This window comes from Mesorhizobium sp. M0040, assembly GCF_040323505.1.
Classification (GTDB): domain Bacteria; phylum Pseudomonadota; class Alphaproteobacteria; order Rhizobiales; family Rhizobiaceae; genus Mesorhizobium.
In genome coordinates this window covers 21,849-36,502 of record NZ_JAMYVA010000001.1, presented here as the reverse complement: position 1 = coordinate 36,502, position 14,654 = coordinate 21,849, and the positions used below count along the sequence as shown (strand labels likewise).

Below are 14,654 nucleotides of genomic sequence, written 5' to 3'. Positions count from 1 at the left end.
GGCTTGAAGTCTGCCGGGCGGCGGACCATATCAAGACCATCGGGAAAAATGCCATCCGGGTTTTTCCACTTTATGTCGCTCTTGAGAGGACACTGTAACATGAGCCGAATGACGCCTTTTTCCAGCCCGCTTCTCCTCGGTTTCGATTCCATGGAAAAGACGCTGGAGCGCTTGGCAAAGTCCGGTGACAGCTATCCTCCCTACAACATCGAGCGCCTCAGCGGTGCCGACGGCAAAACCGAAAGGCTGCGTATCACGCTCGCCGTCGCCGGTTTCGCGGAAAGCGATCTCGATGTCACAACGGAGGAGAACCAGTTGGTCGTGCGCGGCCGTCAGAACGACGACACCGAGCGCGAATTTCTCCACCGCGGCATCGCCGCGCGCCAGTTCCAGCGCTGTTTCGTGCTGGCCGACGGCATGCGGGTGATTGCGGCCGAATTGAAGAACGGCCTTCTGTCGATCGATCTCGATCGGCCGGAATCCGAACGGCTGGTACGAAAAATAAACATATCGGTGAAAGACTGATTTTTGCCGATAGCTCTCATGCGGGATGGCCTTGAGCGGCGTCTCGCGGCAAGGAGGCTTGAAATGACCAGAACTAACGAGAATATCATCATGACCAGCGGCGAATTCGCCCATCTCGGCGAAGGTTCGGTCGCCTATCTCAGGAAAGTGTCGAGCGACGATCTGCGCGGCCGTTTCCCGGGCCTCGGCGAAATCGCGCCGGGTCTGGAACTGTGGGCCCTGTTTGCCGCTAATGGCCAGCCGATCCTGCTTTCGGACGCTCGCGACCGGGCACTGGCTGGCGCGCTGGAAAACGATCTGACCCCGGTCGCTATCCACTAACGTCGCTATCCACCAACATTGGCGCCATCAACTGACAAATATGGCGCAGCGATCTGGCTGGAAACGGACAGGGCCGCTCACGGCGGCCCTTCAAAGGATTTAATCAAAACCTCAAGCGGCGTGCGAGGCCTGCGTGTCCGACAGCAGCGCATGGATGGCCACGGCGTCGCGCGTGCCCCTGATCTTGGCAACCGTGTCGGCGTCGCGCAGCACCCGCGCGATGCGCGACAGCGCCTTGAGGTGGTCGGCGCCGGCACCTTCGGGAGCCAAAAGCAGAAACACCAGGTCGACCGGCTGATCATCGAGGGCCTCGAAGTCCACCGGTGTCTCCAGCCGGGCAAAAACGCCGGCGATCCGCTTCACCCCAGCCAGCTTGCCGTGCGGAATGGCGATGCCGTTGCCGACGCCGGTGGAGCCGAGCCGCTCGCGTTGCAGGATGGTGTCGAACACCTCTCGCTCCGGAATGCCGGAAATTGCCGCCGCCCTTTCGGACAGCAATTGCAGCAGCTGCTTTTTGGAGTTCGCCTTCAACGCCGGCATGATTGCCGGAACGCTGACGAGATCGCTCAGATCCATGCTTGAAATCCCTTGTTCGCCTGCCGTCGCCAGTCCCCACGCTCGCGTGCGGCTGGTCTTTACCCCTGCGCGACCTTGGCCGTGGACGGGTCGATCCAGCCGATATTCCCGTCCGGCCGGCGATAGACGATGTTGAGATGGTCATTTCCGGCATTGCGGAAGACCAGGACCGGGCTGTCCTTGGTGTCGAGTTCGATCACCGCTGACGCCACTGACATGGTCCGCAGCGTCATAGTCGATTCGGCGACGATGGCCGGCGCGAAATTCTCCGGTATGTCCTCCTCGTCGTCGGCAAGCGGCGCCATCACCGTATAGGCGACGTCGGTGAGCTCGCCGTTGCTATTGCCTGAATTGTGCGACTTCAGCCGGCGCTTGTAGCGCCTGAGGCGCGTTTCCAGACGGTCTGCCGCAGTATCGAAGGCAAGCGTTGGATCCTGGGCATCGCCGGTCGCCTGCAGCGAAGCACCGGAGTCCAGCCGGATCATGCAATCGGCCGTGTAGCGCGACCCCGATTTGACGACTACGATTTGCCCTGAAAAGCCCCGATCGAAATATTTCCCGATCACTTCCCCGACACGGTCGTTGATGCGCGTACGGAACGCATCGCCGATATCCATGTGTTTTCCCGATATGCGCAGTGTCATCTGAAAACTGACCTTCCTTGCTCAGGCTTCAAACTGTCCCGAGTTTATACTCGTGGTCCGCGCGCACAAGCTTTTGCGGCGTCACTTGCGCCGATTTTAGATCCGAACTTTCCGGTTGATCACAAGCCGCCTTCTTGGCCGTCCCGTGGCCTACGTCGTGACGGACCATCTCTCGTGCGGGCATCGGCGAACTCAAATCCACTCGCCAGCCCGTCTCATGCGGGCGGGCTTCTAGCCACTTCGTCGCCGCTTGTCAATGAAGGGCGAAAGCTGTGGAAATTCCGCCGGAGATCAACGGCCGGCGCTGGCCAAAGCGCGTTTTTCGCGCCGCCGCTGCACCGAAGAGGGTATGTTCATGCCTTCCCGGTATTTGGCCACCGTGCGCCTGGCGATGTCGACGCCGCTTTCCCGCAGCATGTCCACGATGGCATCGTCGGAAAGCACATCGATGGCTTTCTCCTCGTCGATCAGCTGCCTTATGCGGTCGCGCACCGCTTCCGACGAATGCGCATCGCCGCCACCTGACGAAGCGATCGAGGCGGTGAAGAAATAGCGCAGCTCGAACACACCGCGCGGCGTCAGCATGTATTTGTTTGCCGTGACCCGGCTGACCGTTGATTCGTGCATGCCGATGGCGTCCGCCACCGTGCGCAGGTTGAGCGGCTTCAGGTGCCGCACGCCGTGGACGAGAAAAGCGTCCTGCTGGCGCACGATCTCAGAGGCCACCTTGAGAATGGTCTTCGCCCGCTGGTCGAGGCTGCGCGTGAGCCAGTTGGCGTTCTGCAGGCATTCGGCGAGGAAATCCTTTTCCGCCTGGTTTTTCGCATGTGGCGTGACCTGGGCGAAATAGATGTGATCGACCAGCACGCGCGGCAGCGTCTCGGCATTGAGCTCGACCGTCCAGCTGCCGTCATTGGCTGCACGCACCTCGACGTCGGCCACGATCGCATCGCTGGCACCGCGCGAAAACGCCATTCCAGGCCGCGGGTCGAGCGCCCGGATCTCGGCCAGCATGTCGAGCAGATCCTCCTCGTCGACGCCGCAAATCCGCTTCAGCGTCTGGAAATCGCGCCGTGCCAGGAGTTCGAGATTGGCGATCAGCACCTTCATCGCCGGATCGAGCCGGTCGCGCACGGCCAGCTGCAGCAACAGGCATTCGGCGAGGTCGCGGGCGAATATGCCGGCGGGCTCAAATGTCTGGCAGACCGCCAGGACCGTTGCCACCGCCGTAGCGTCCGTGCCGAGGCGGGCGGCGATCTCGGCCATGTCGGCACGCATGTAGCCGGCCTCGTCGAGGCCGTCGGCAAGCTCGCCGGCGATCAGGCGCGCCGCCGGATCGGCAAAGGCGAGCGCCACCTGCTCGCCGACATGGTCGCGCAGCGTGATGGCCGCCGCCGCCATATCCGCGACGTCGAAGCCGTCGGAGGAAGAGGTGGAACCGTTGCCGGACGCCGATTTCCATTGTGCCGTCAGGTCGGGCCCGAGCCGCTCGCTCGTACCAGGATCGTCAGGAAACAGGTTTTCCAGCGACGTATCGAGCTTTTCCGAGATCGCCTCGGCGCTCCACGCCGTTTCCGCCTCGAACCAGTCGCCGTCGGCAGCCGGTTCCGATGCGGCGTCGCCCTTCTGCGCCTGGTCGCTGGCGGCGTCCTCCTGCGGTTCGGCGCGTTCCAACAGGGGATTGCGTTCGATCTCGTCGTCGATGAAGCGTTCCAGCTCGAGATGGGTGAACTGCAGCAGGCGGATCGACTGCATCAGCTGCGGCGTCATCACCAGCGACTGCGACTGTCGTAGCTGTAGTTTTGCCGCCAACGCCATGGTTCGGTTTCAAACGCTCCGTCTACGCACCCGCACTGCTGGAAGGAATTTTCCAGGCCAGCATAGAAACTGGCCCGGCTTTTGCTTGTCAAGGCGAGGAGCGGTAAAACTCGCCTGGCGGCGCGTTTTCAGGCAGAAAATTGAAGAAAAAGCTGCTGGACTACGCCGGAAATCCCGCTCGAGCCGGAATTTCGCACTTAGAGCGTAAATCCCTCGCCGAGATAAAGCCGCCGCACATCGGCATTTGCGACCACTTCGTCGGCTCGACCATGGGTCAGCACCTGGCCGGCATGGATGATGTAGGCGCGGTCGATCAGGCCAAGTGTCTCGCGGACATTGTGGTCGGTGATCAGAACGCCGATGCCACGTGCCGTCAAGTGGCGCACGAGCTGCTGGATGTCGGCGACGGCGATCGGATCGATGCCGGCGAAAGGTTCGTCGAGCAACATGTAGGCGGGGCGGGTTGCCAAGGCGCGGGCAATTTCGAGACGACGCCGCTCACCGCCGGAGAGCGACAGCGACGGAGCCTTGCGCAGATGGCTGATGTGGAATTCCTCGAGCAATTCGTCGAGCAGGCGCTCACGCTCCTTGCGGCTCTTTTCTACCACTTCGAGCACGGCCCGGATGTTTTGCTCGACATTCAGGCCGCGAAAAATCGAGGCTTCCTGCGGCAGATAGCCGATGCCGAGACGGGCGCGGCGATACATCGGCATCGACGTGACGTCGAAACCGTCGATTTCGATCGTGCCTTCATCGACCGGCACCAGGCCGGTCACCATGTAGAAACAGGTCGTCTTGCCGGCGCCGTTGGGGCCGAGCAGCCCAACCGCCTCGCCGGCGCGCACGCCCAGCGTCACGCCGCTGACGACTTTGCGGCCCTTGTAGCTTTTGGTCAGCCCCTTGGCGATCAAGGTTCCCTTGAACTTTGCCGCTTCGACGGTGACCCTGGCCGGTGCCGCAAGTTTGCTGGCGGCGCGCCCTGGAAGACGCGCCAGCAGCGACGATATACCGGTCATCAGGGTTTCGCTGCTCCAGACTTCGCCGGCGGCGTGATCGACATCATGACGCGGCCGCCGCAGGCGTCGACCTGGGCAAGGCCGCTCTTCATCTGCACGGTGAGCTTGCAGCCGACAAGCACGTTGTCGCCTTGCGAGAGCACGACCTTGCTGCCCGAAAGCACCAGCACTTCGGTCTTCATGTCGAAGGTGCCGCGGTCGCCGGTGGCAACCTGATTGTCCGATTTGATGTAGACCTTATCGTCGACCTCGAGATGGTCGATGTTGGCGGATCCGGTCATTGCCGCAGCACCCGCCGGCTGGGCGCTTTTGGCGGCGCCTGCATCCCTGACGTAATAGACCGTCATTTTGCCGGCCTTGAGCACGGTTGGGCCCTGGACGACGTTGACGTTGCCGGTGAAGACGGCGACGCTTTCCGCCTGGCGCACCTCGAGCTTGTCGCTTTCGATCTGGATAGGCTTGTCGCCCGACAGCCTGAGGCCGGACATTTGGCTGGTGGCCTTGGACTGCGCCAGCGACGGCGCCGTCCCCAAGGTCAGCCCCAAGGTTAGCAACGCCGAAATCGCGGCGAGGCGCCGTGCCGAACTACTGAACCGCATTGGTCTCTCCGCTCTTTGCCTCTGCCGCCTTCAAACTGGCGGGATCGATGTCGACGCGCACCTTGTTCTCGAAAACCAGGACCTTGCCATTGTCCTGGACCGACATCGAATCCGCCCTGATCCGCGACCCGCCGCGGCTGACATCGACGGGCTCGCTTGTCTTCATAGTGCCTTCGCCCATGTCGAGATAGACTGATTTGAATTTTGCCACCACACCATCCGTGGTCGACACGGTCACATCGCTGGTCAGGCTGAGCGTGTTGCCGTCGCGATCATAGGTGCCGTGCGTGGCATCGATGGCGGCCGTGTTGTCGGCCGCAATCGGCAGCTTGGCCTTGATGCCTTCCAGATCGATGATGCCTTGTTTGCTGACATCCTGTATGGCGCGCAGGGCTGTCATCGAATAGGGCAGGTTCTGTTTGGTGAAGCCGTTTAGCTTGGGGTTGGCCATCACCAGCTTGCCATCGGCAAAGGCGCCGCCGTCGGCCTGCACCTCGATTGCAGCGGGAGCCATGAGATAGGAATAGACCGGAAACGCGACCGCAATCACGGCAGCGACCAGCGGCACGGCCAGTTTGAGGATACGGACCCGGCGCGAATGACGCTGCGCAACGTCAAACGCGTCGACCCGCGCCCGGCCTGCGGCCTTGGGAGCCAACTCCGTCTCGGTGTTGGTCGGTTCGATTGGTCCCGCTAACATGACTGCTTCTTCTAAACCCCTGCCCGCCAGGCCGCCCTATAGGTGGGGTGCCGGCGCCCTCAAGCAAGCACAAGCCGAGGAAAACCGCAAAAATGTGACAGCCGCCCCTGTACAATGAAAATGGCCCCAGCGCAGCCTGTACCTCATACCAGATATGGGCGCACAGTGTTAGAGCCTGTAGAACGTGACAGGTTGAGGCTTGCCGCGAATGCCTAAGACGGCCTTTGGCGCAAGGCCGTCAGGAAACGGTAGCCGGGCGCGAATGGTTGCTTTAAAAGCATCTGCTCCCACCGACTACGAGGCTGACCATGGCATTGAGAGCCGACGACCTGATCGACCGCCGCCGCTTGCGCCGCAAGCTGACATTCTGGCGTGTCGCGGCGATTATCGTCGCCGCAGCCGGGCTGATCGCCTTTTCGGCGTGGATCTATGGTGACGACTTCACCGGCGCGGCTGTCGACCACATCGCCAAGGTCAAGATCGAAGGTACCATCACCGAAGACGAAGAACTGATCAAGCGGCTGGAGGCCATCCGTCAGTCGCCGCGCGTCAAGGCTGTGATCCTGTCGATCGATTCACCCGGCGGCACCACCGTCGGTGGCGAATCGATCTACGAGGCAGTGCGCAAGCTGGCTGCCGACAAGCCGGTGGTGGCCGAGGTCGGCACGCTCGCGGCTTCGGCGGGCTATATGATCGCCACCGCGGCCGACCATATTGTCGCACGCAAATCCTCGATCGTCGGCTCGATCGGCGTGCTGATCCAGTACCCGGACGTCAGCGGCCTCATGGACAAGCTCGGCGTCAAGCTGGAGGAGGTGAAATCCTCGCCCTTGAAGGCCTCGCCTTCTCCCTTTAAGCCGACCAATGACGATGAGCGCGCCATGGTCCGCAAGCTCATCCTCGACAGCTACGACTGGTTCGTCGGCATCGTCGCCGAGCGCCGCAACATGACCAAGCCGGAGGCGCTGGCGCTCGCAGACGGGTCGATCTTCACCGGCCGGCAGGCGGTCACCAACAGATTGATCGACGCGGTCGGCGGCGAGGCCGAAGCAATCGACTGGCTTGCAGGCAAGGGTGTCGATGCCAAGCTCAAGGTGGTGGAATGGAAGGACACGGAAAAACGTGGTGGTTTCCTGTTCTCCAAGGCGATGGCGCAGACCGTCGGTGCTGCGCTTGGCCTGGCCGGCCATGGCGGCGACGTGCTTCACGAAATTGGAGCGGACCGCTTGTTTCTTGACGGTCTCGTTTCCGTCTGGCACCCTTGAGGAACCGCTTGGGACGAGTGAAAAACCAAATAAAATCATTCTGATAATTTCGGCGGCACTGCTTTTACGGGGAGCCTTTTCATGATCAAATCCGAACTTGTGCAGATCATCGCCACGCGTAATCCGCATCTTTTCCTGCGCGACGTCGAAAACATTGTCAGCGCCATCTTCGATGAAATCACCGACGCGCTTGCCGAGGGCAACCGGGTCGAGTTGCGCGGCTTCGGCGCGTTTTCGGTGAAAAATCGCCCTGCCCGCACCGGCCGCAACCCGCGCACCGGCGAATCCGTAGAGGTCGAGGAGAAATGGGTACCGTTCTTCAAGACCGGCAAGGAATTGCGTGAAAGGCTGAACGGAGGCAAATAGGCGCGGCGCCCGCCACCGCTGGTGCCTTTGCTTCCGAACGGAAAAACATGTTCAATCGCTTCATTCTCATCGTGGTTTTCGTGCCGCTGGCCGTCATCCTGATTGCGCTGGCCGTCGCCAATCGCGAACCGGTCGCCTTCACGCTCGATCCGTTCAATCCCGGCAATCCGGCGCTGACGCTGACCATGCCGCTCTTCATTTTCCTGTTCCTGGCGCTGGCCATCGGCATGATCGTCGGCAGCCTGGCGACCTGGATCAAGCAGGGCCGCTACCGCAAGCTGGCGCGCCAGCGCGGCGCCGAGGCCGAGAACCTGCGCCAGGCGGTCAGCCGCGCGCCCGCCGCGTCGCAGGGCCCGGCCTTGCCGAAGCCGACGAACTGAGCCGCGACTCGGGCCTGAAGCGCAGCTGGCCTATTTCTCCACGGAGCCTTTCATGCTGACCATTTCCGCCGCCGAGGTCGACCGCGCGCTGACCTTTCCCGGGCTGGTCGAGACATTGCGCGCCGCTTTTCGCGACGGCGCCGTGCAGCCGGTCAGGCATCATCACACGGTCGAGCGGCCCGATGGCGCCGCCTCGACGCTGCTTTTGATGCCGGCCTGGACCGACTTCAACGCCGCCGGCACCTCGGCCGGTGGCCATATCGGCGTCAAGATCGTCACCGTGTCGCCCGACAACAATGCCGTCGGCAAGCCTGCGGTGATGGGGCTTTACCTCTTGCTCGACGGCACCACAGGCGAGCCGCAGGCCTTGATCGACGGCCAGAGGCTGACACAGTGGCGCACGGCCTGTGCCTCGGCGCTGGCTGCCTCCTATCTGGCCCGCGAGGACGCATCGCGGCTGCTGGTGGTCGGCGCCGGCGCGCTGTCGCCATTCCTTGCAAAGGCGCATTCGGCGGTGCGTCCGATCAAGAACATCCGCATCTGGAACCGCACGCCGGCGAATGCCGAAAAGGTCGCGGCAAAATTGCGTGCCGAGGGTTTTGCGGCCGAAGCCGCAGGCGATCTCGACGCCGAACTCGGCCAGGCCGATATTGTGTCATCGGCGACCATCACCACCACGCCACTGATCAGGGGCGCCCTCTTGAAGCCCGGAACCCATGTCGATCTGGTCGGCGGCTTCACGCCGGCGATGCGCGAAAGCGACGACGACGCGATTGCACGCGCCCGCGTCTATGTCGATACCCGCGCCGGCGCCACCAAGGAAGCCGGTGACATCGTCCAGCCGCTGGCCTCCGGCGTGTTGAAGCCGGAAGCCATCGTCGCCGACCTTTATGAACTCACGCGCGGCCAGAAAAAAGGCCGGCAGAACGACGACGAGATCACGCTGTTCAAGTCGGTCGGCGCAGCCCTCGAGGACCTCGCCGCCGGCATTGCCGTGTGTCGCGCAAGCGTAGGGCAGTAGGGCAGTAGGGCAGTAGGGCAGTAGGGCAGTAGGGCAGTAGGAAACTGTACTGATCGTGCGGCGTCGCGCCAGCTATATTTCCTGTCACGTACTCCCCTACTGCCCTACTGCCCTACTGCCCTACTCCCTTTGCCAAAAAACCCGCAGCCGGTGGCTGTCGGGATCAAGCGCGACGAAGGTGCGGCCGAAATCCATGTCGGTCGGCGTCTGCAGAATTTTCAGCCCGCGGCCGGCCCACTCGGCATGGGTGGCGTCGACGGCACCCGGCGTGTCCAGCGCAAAGACGATCTCGGCGCCACCGCCTGCTGCCGCGGCGGCCGGTTCCACGGTGTGACGCGACCAGAGGCCGAGCTTGAAGTCGTTGTCGAGCACGAACAGCACGAAGGTCGGCGAGGTCTCGACCGGCTGCCGCCCAAGCAGCGCGCTGTAGAAGGCGCCGCTTTGCTCAGGCTTGTCGACATAGAGGATGACGAAATTGGGCGGTGTCATGAATTGCTCTCCAGATGGTTTCGACTGGAGGAGCATAGCGTATGCCACTGCCAGATTCTGGCAGCAGTCTTAACTGAGCAGCAGCCTTAGCTTGGCGTGTCGAGCGTCGCCCGCCATTCTTTGAGCAGCACCTGACGGCGGCGCGGATAGCGCATCTCGGTGGCATTGAGGCCGGATACCCGGTCGGCGCGAAAGTGCCTGAAATCCTGGCGCATCTCGCACCAGGCCGCGACGACGCGCACCTTGTCGAAGAAGCCGAGTGCGAACGGCCAGACGGTGCGCTCGGAGGCAGCGCCGCCGGCGTCGCGATAGACAAAGCTCAGCTTGCGCTCCTCGCGGATGGCCTGCCGCACCACGCCGAGATCGATGCCTTCGGTGACCTCGGTGCGCGACCCGACCAGCAGCGTCGAGGCGTCGAGCTCTTCGCGCAAATCGTCCGGCAGCACCGCGGCGATCTTGGCCAGCGCGTCGGTGGCGGCGTTCGCAAGCCGCCAGTCCGGCTGCTTGGCCACCCAGCGCGAACCGAGCACGATCGCCTCGATCTCCTCATCGGTGAACATCAAGGGCGGCAGCATGAAACCGGGCCTGAGCACGTAACCCAACCCCGCCTCGCCCTCGATCGGCGCGCCCTGCCCCTGCAGCGTGGCGATATCGCGATAGAGCGTACGGATCGACACACCCATTTCGCCCGCAAGGCTGCGGCCGCTGACCGGCCGGCGATGCCGGCGCAGGATCTGGATCAGGTCGAGCAGGCGTTCAGCACGGGACATGAATCATGACCTAGTTTCAATCACGATAGAGCCCCAGCACTTTCGGCGGCAAGCGACATGGTGGCGGACGGGAACGTCTGCGCCCTGACGCCGTTGTCTGGCCATTATGGATATGCGCGGGGTCCTGTTGTTCTGGTCGGTTTTGACCGCCATCGTCGCTGCGCTCAGCCTCGGACCATCCTTCGCCCATGTGCTGGAATCGGTGCCGCGGCTGACCAGATGGCCGCCTTCGCTCTGGCGTGAAACCACTGTCTTCAACGCTCAGTTCCAATTCTTCGCGATTGTCGGCGCACCGCTGGACGTGGCCGCGATCGCCTGTCCGGGGCTTCTCGCCTGGATGCTGCGCAGCGACCGCCCGGCATTCTGGTGGATTTTGGCCGCCACCGTGCTTTATCTGATGGCCCTCGTGGCGTGGTTTACCCTGGTCAAACCGGCAAACGAAGTCCTGGCCACCTGGGTGCCTGGACCGATCCCGGACAATTTCGAAAGTATCCGGAGCAGCTGGGAAACCGGCCATATGGTCGTCACCGGCTTCAAGGCCGTTGGTTTCATAGCGCTCGCAGTCGGCCTGCTGTCGATCAGGCGCGGCTGATCCGGTTGCAAACGTCGGCAGCCCTTTTGTTGCGCCGGTCAATGTGCTGTGGCAGAAGCGGCGAGCCGCCTTCCGGAGATGCGCCTTCTTGAAACCTTTTCGCGACAAACGCCGCGACAGCCGCCCGCCCGCGAAGGGCGGGGCGGAGCAGCCGCGGCGGCGCGACGCCGGCCTGACCGCCGGTTCGGAGCCTAAACTGCAGGACCGGTCCGAGCCGAAAGCCGCGCCGCGCCCTCTATCCCGCCGCGATGGCGCGCTGCCTGCCGAACATCTGCCGCTGATCCTCGAGGTCGGCCCCAATCAGGACTACGCGCTGCTCGACAGCGGCGCCGGAGAAAAACTCGAGCAATACGGCCCCTACCGCATCGTTCGGCCGGAGGGCCAGGCGATCTGGCAAAAGGCTTTGCCGGCCAGGGACTGGGAGCGCGCCGACGCCATTTTCACCGGCGATACCGACGAGGAAGGCATCGGCCGCTGGCGCTTCCCCAAGACGCCGCTCGGCGAGACCTGGCCGATGAAGCATGACGGCATAGATTATCTCGGCCGCTTCACCTCGTTTCGCCATGTCGGCGTCTTTCCCGAGCAGGCCTCGCACTGGGACCACATGGCCGGTCTGATCGCGGCGGCAAAACGGCCGGTGAAGGTGTTGAACCTGTTCGGTTACACCGGCCTTGCCTCCTTGGTGGCGGCGCGTGCCGGCGCCGAGGTCACCCACGTCGATGCTTCCAAGAAGGCGATCGGCTGGGCGCGCGAAAACCAAGAAATGGCGGGCTTGTCGCAAAAGCCGATCCGCTGGATCGTCGACGATGCCGTGAAATTCGCCGAACGCGAGGAGCGCCGCGGCAGCCGCTACGACATCATCCTGTTCGACCCGCCCGCCTATGGCCGCGGACCGAAAGGCGAGGTCTGGCAGCTGTTCGAGGACCTGCCGGCGCTGACCGATATCTGCCGCGCGATCCTGACGCCGAAGCCGCTCGCCGTGGTACTGACCGCCTATTCGATCCGCGCCTCTTTTTTCGCCATCCATGCCCTGATGCGCGACACCTTCGCCGGCATGGGCGGCACGGTCGAGTCGGGTGAATTGATCATCCGCGAGAAATCTGCCGGTCGGGCGCTTTCGACCTCGCTGTTCTCACGCTGGGTGGCCTGAATGAGTGCGTACGAACGGCACGCGGGCGCGCCAGGGCAGGTGAAGGAAGTCACCAGCCTCGCCAACCCGCTGGTCAAGGACATCAAGGCGCTCGCGCTGAAGAAATTCCGTGACCAGCAGAATGCCTTCATGGCCGAAGGCCTGAAGCTGGTCATCGACGCGCTCGATCTCGGCTGGTCGATCAGGACATTGGTCTTCGCCAAGGCCGGACGTGGCAATACGGCGGTTGAAAAGATCGCGGCGCGCACGGTCGCCGCTGGCGGCACCGTCCTTGAAGTTTCGGAAAAAGTGCTGGTCGCCATCACCCGCCGCGACAATCCGCAAATGGTCGTCGGCGTGTTCTCGCAGAAATTCCTGCCGTTGAAGGACATCCGCGCCCGTGACGGCGACGTCTGGGTGGCGCTCGACCGCGTCCGCGACCCCGGCAATCTCGGCACCGTCATCCGCACGGTCGACGCTGTCGGGGCCAGGGGCGTCATCTTGGTCGGCGAGACCACCGATCCCTTTTCGGTCGAAACGGTGCGCGCCACCATGGGCTCGATTTTCGCCGTGCAGGTCGCCAAGGCGTCGCCCGAAGCTTTTCTCGCCTGGCGAAAGAGCTTTCCCGGCCTCGTCGCCGGCACCCATCTGAAGGGTGCGGTCGACTACCGCTCGGTCGATTTTTCAAAAGGCCCGGTGCTTTTGATGATGGGTAACGAGCAGCAAGGCCTGCCTGACGAGCTTGCCGCAAGCTGCGACAAACTGCTGCGGATACCGCAGGCCGGCCGCGCCGATTCGCTCAACCTTGCGGTGGCCACCGGCGTCATGCTGTTCGAGATCCGGCGCGGCGCGCTGAAGCTCGGCCCGGAGGACGCCAGATCGTGACATCTCAAACCGTGAAACTGCAAACCATGAAGTCCTGGAGGCCGTATGCTCTTCTGGTCGTCGCCGCGATAGCGCTCGACCAGTGGGTGAAATACCTAGTCGAAACCGGTCTTGCCTTTCAGGAACGGCTCGACCTGCTTCCGTTCCTGGCGCTGTACCGCACCTACAACACCGGGATCGCGTTCTCGCTGTTTTCGTCCTTCGGCGACACCGGCCTGGTGGTCGTCGCGGTTCTGGTGGTCGCTTTCGTGCTCTATCTTGCGGCCCGCACGCCGCCCGGCCACCTGCTTGCCCGCATCGGCTTCGCGCTGATCGTCGGCGGCGCGCTCGGCAACCTGATCGATCGCGCAATCTACGGTCATGTCATCGACTATGTCCTGTTCCATACGCCGGTCTGGTCCTTCGCGATCTTCAACCTCGCCGACGCTTTCATTTCGGTTGGTGCGGTGCTGGTCGTCTTCGACGAACTCATTGGCTGGCGGCGCGGAGCGTCGAGCGATTGACCTCACTCGCCTGGCGCCGCACATTCTGATCTGCAAGCCCGAGGAGAAAAAATGCCCGAAACCTTCAAAGCCATCCTCGTTTCGCGTGACGCCGAGAAAAACCAGTCAGTCGCGGTGACCGAGCTTACCGAGGCAGACCTGATGGAGGGCGACGTCACCGTCGCGGTCGAGGCGACGACGGTGAACTACAAGGACGGTCTTGCAATTACCGGCAAGGCGCCGGTAATCCGCCGCTGGCCGCTGGTGCCGGGCATCGATTTCGCCGGCACCGTCATCTCGTCTTCCAATCCCGACTGGCGCGAAGGTGACAAGGTCATATTGAACGGCTGGGGCGTCGGTGAGACGCATTTCGGCGCCTTTGCAGGGCGCGCCCGCGTCAAGGGCGACTGGCTGGTGCCGTTGCCGGACGGCATGAGCCCGCATGATGCGATGGCGGTCGGCACCGCCGGCTACACCGCCATGCTTTGCGTCATCGCGCTGGAGCGCCACGGCATCGTGCCCGATCGCGGCCCGGTGGTGGTGACCGGCGCTGCCGGTGGCGTCGGCTCGGTCGCGGTCTCGATCCTGTCCAGCCTCGGCTATCACGTCATCGCCTCGACCGGCCGCGCTGCCGAAAGCCCCTATCTGATCGACCTCGGCGCCGCGGAAGTGATTTCACGCGACGAGCTCACCCAGCCGGCAAAACCGCTCGCCAAGGAACGCTGGGCCGGCGGCGTCGATGCGGTCGGCAGTCACACGCTGGCCAACGTTCTGTCGATGACCTCCTATGGCGGCGCCGTCGCCGCTTGCGGCCTCGCCGGCGGCATGGACCTGCCGGCAAGCGTCGCCCCCTTCATCCTGCGCGGCGTCTCGCTGCTCGGCATCGATTCGGTGATGGCGCCGAAGGCGGTCCGCCTCGAGGCCTGGCGCCGCATCGGCGCCGATCTCGACCACGCAAAGCTTGCCAGCCTGTCGACGAGCATCGGCTTCGACGGCATCATCGGCGCCGCGCATGACATCGTCGAGGGTAAGATCCGCGGCCGCGTGGTGGTGGATATGTGAGCCCCCAAGGGATA

General features: G+C 63.4%; 19 protein-coding genes. 11 read left to right on the top strand and 8 right to left on the bottom strand.

Translation table 11 applies throughout. The annotated features are described in order from the left end of the window. Nucleotides 1–99: 99 nt before the first annotated feature. Nucleotides 100–525 (top strand): Hsp20 family protein, encoded by a 426-nt coding sequence (locus NKJ91_RS00185; RefSeq protein WP_023675270.1) that lies wholly within the window; start codon nt 100–102, stop codon nt 523–525. 63 nt (nt 526–588) lie between these two features. Beyond that, nucleotides 589–846: a BQ00720 family protein gene (locus NKJ91_RS00180; protein WP_023675269.1), complete on the top strand. Its 258-nt coding sequence runs from the start codon at nt 589–591 to the stop codon at nt 844–846. 111 nt (nt 847–957) lie between these two features. Here NKJ91_RS00180 and ptsN read toward each other — a convergent pair whose 3' ends face one another. The 6 genes from ptsN to lptC form a co-directional block, all read right to left on the bottom strand. Further along, complete coding sequence (gene ptsN / locus NKJ91_RS00175) at nt 958–1,422, bottom strand: PTS IIA-like nitrogen regulatory protein PtsN (protein ID WP_023675268.1); 465 nt, start codon at nt 1,420–1,422, stop codon at nt 958–960. A gap of 59 nt (nt 1,423–1,481) precedes the next feature. Continuing rightward, nucleotides 1,482–2,066: a ribosome hibernation-promoting factor, HPF/YfiA family gene (hpf, locus tag NKJ91_RS00170; protein ID WP_023675267.1), complete on the bottom strand. Its 585-nt coding sequence runs from the start codon at nt 2,064–2,066 to the stop codon at nt 1,482–1,484. Between the two features lie 291 nt (nt 2,067–2,357). Beyond that, nucleotides 2,358–3,884, bottom strand: a complete 1,527-nt coding sequence (rpoN, locus tag NKJ91_RS00165) for an RNA polymerase factor sigma-54 (protein ID WP_352453984.1) — start codon at nt 3,882–3,884, stop codon at nt 2,358–2,360. A gap of 197 nt (nt 3,885–4,081) precedes the next feature. Continuing rightward, a complete protein-coding gene (gene lptB / locus NKJ91_RS00160; RefSeq protein WP_292664962.1) occupies nt 4,082–4,900 on the bottom strand; it encodes an LPS export ABC transporter ATP-binding protein in 819 nt (272 codons plus the stop codon). Then, a complete protein-coding gene (locus tag NKJ91_RS00155) occupies nt 4,900–5,499 on the bottom strand; it encodes an LptA/OstA family protein (RefSeq protein ID WP_023675264.1) in 600 nt (199 codons plus the stop codon). The genes lptB and NKJ91_RS00155 overlap by 1 nt, the downstream gene beginning before the upstream one ends. Then, nucleotides 5,486–6,199: an LPS export ABC transporter periplasmic protein LptC gene (gene lptC, locus NKJ91_RS00150; protein WP_023675263.1), complete on the bottom strand. Its 714-nt coding sequence runs from the start codon at nt 6,197–6,199 to the stop codon at nt 5,486–5,488. Before lptC ends, NKJ91_RS00155 begins: the two co-directional genes overlap by 14 nt. 308 nt (nt 6,200–6,507) lie before the next feature. Between lptC and sppA the strand changes: the two genes are divergently transcribed. From sppA to lhpI, 4 genes are all read left to right on the top strand, one after another. Then, the gene (gene sppA, locus NKJ91_RS00145; protein WP_352453983.1) at nt 6,508–7,464 is read left to right on the top strand and encodes a signal peptide peptidase SppA; all 957 of its coding nucleotides are present in this window, start codon (nt 6,508–6,510) and stop codon (nt 7,462–7,464) included. An 81-nt stretch (nt 7,465–7,545) separates the two neighbouring features. Then, nucleotides 7,546–7,830, top strand: coding sequence for an integration host factor subunit beta (locus NKJ91_RS00140; RefSeq protein ID WP_023675261.1), 285 nt, complete (start codon nt 7,546–7,548; stop codon nt 7,828–7,830). 47 nt (nt 7,831–7,877) lie between these two features. Continuing rightward, complete coding sequence (locus tag NKJ91_RS00135; protein WP_352453982.1) at nt 7,878–8,210, top strand: LapA family protein; 333 nt, start codon at nt 7,878–7,880, stop codon at nt 8,208–8,210. Between the two features lie 52 nt (nt 8,211–8,262). After that, nucleotides 8,263–9,231 (top strand): bifunctional Delta(1)-pyrroline-2-carboxylate/Delta(1)-piperideine-2-carboxylate reductase, encoded by a 969-nt coding sequence (lhpI, locus tag NKJ91_RS00130; RefSeq protein ID WP_352453981.1) that lies wholly within the window; start codon nt 8,263–8,265, stop codon nt 9,229–9,231. A gap of 120 nt (nt 9,232–9,351) precedes the next feature. Here the strand turns inward: lhpI and NKJ91_RS00125 are convergent, their stop codons facing one another. Then, on the bottom strand, nt 9,352–9,720 hold the full coding sequence (locus NKJ91_RS00125; protein ID WP_352453980.1) for a VOC family protein: 369 nt from the start codon (nt 9,718–9,720) through the stop codon (nt 9,352–9,354). A gap of 86 nt (nt 9,721–9,806) precedes the next feature. Continuing rightward, a complete protein-coding gene (locus tag NKJ91_RS00120) occupies nt 9,807–10,490 on the bottom strand; it encodes a helix-turn-helix transcriptional regulator (protein WP_352453979.1) in 684 nt (227 codons plus the stop codon). A gap of 106 nt (nt 10,491–10,596) precedes the next feature. Between NKJ91_RS00120 and NKJ91_RS00115 the strand changes: the two genes are divergently transcribed. From NKJ91_RS00115 to acuI, 5 genes are all read left to right on the top strand, one after another. Further along, nucleotides 10,597–11,082 (top strand): DUF1772 domain-containing protein, encoded by a 486-nt coding sequence (locus tag NKJ91_RS00115; RefSeq protein WP_352453978.1) that lies wholly within the window; start codon nt 10,597–10,599, stop codon nt 11,080–11,082. Nucleotides 11,083–11,170: 88 nt separating this feature from the next. After that, nucleotides 11,171–12,232, top strand: coding sequence for an RsmD family RNA methyltransferase (locus NKJ91_RS00110; RefSeq protein ID WP_352453977.1), 1,062 nt, complete (start codon nt 11,171–11,173; stop codon nt 12,230–12,232). Then, entirely contained in the window at nt 12,233–13,096 is an 864-nt protein-coding gene (locus tag NKJ91_RS00105) for a TrmH family RNA methyltransferase (protein WP_352453976.1), read from the top strand. Between the two features lie 26 nt (nt 13,097–13,122). After that, on the top strand, nt 13,123–13,599 hold the full coding sequence (gene lspA, locus NKJ91_RS00100) for a signal peptidase II (protein ID WP_352454178.1): 477 nt from the start codon (nt 13,123–13,125) through the stop codon (nt 13,597–13,599). Nucleotides 13,600–13,650: 51 nt separating this feature from the next. After that, complete coding sequence (acuI, locus tag NKJ91_RS00095; RefSeq protein WP_352453975.1) at nt 13,651–14,640, top strand: acrylyl-CoA reductase (NADPH); 990 nt, start codon at nt 13,651–13,653, stop codon at nt 14,638–14,640. Nucleotides 14,641–14,654: the final 14 nt, after the last annotated feature.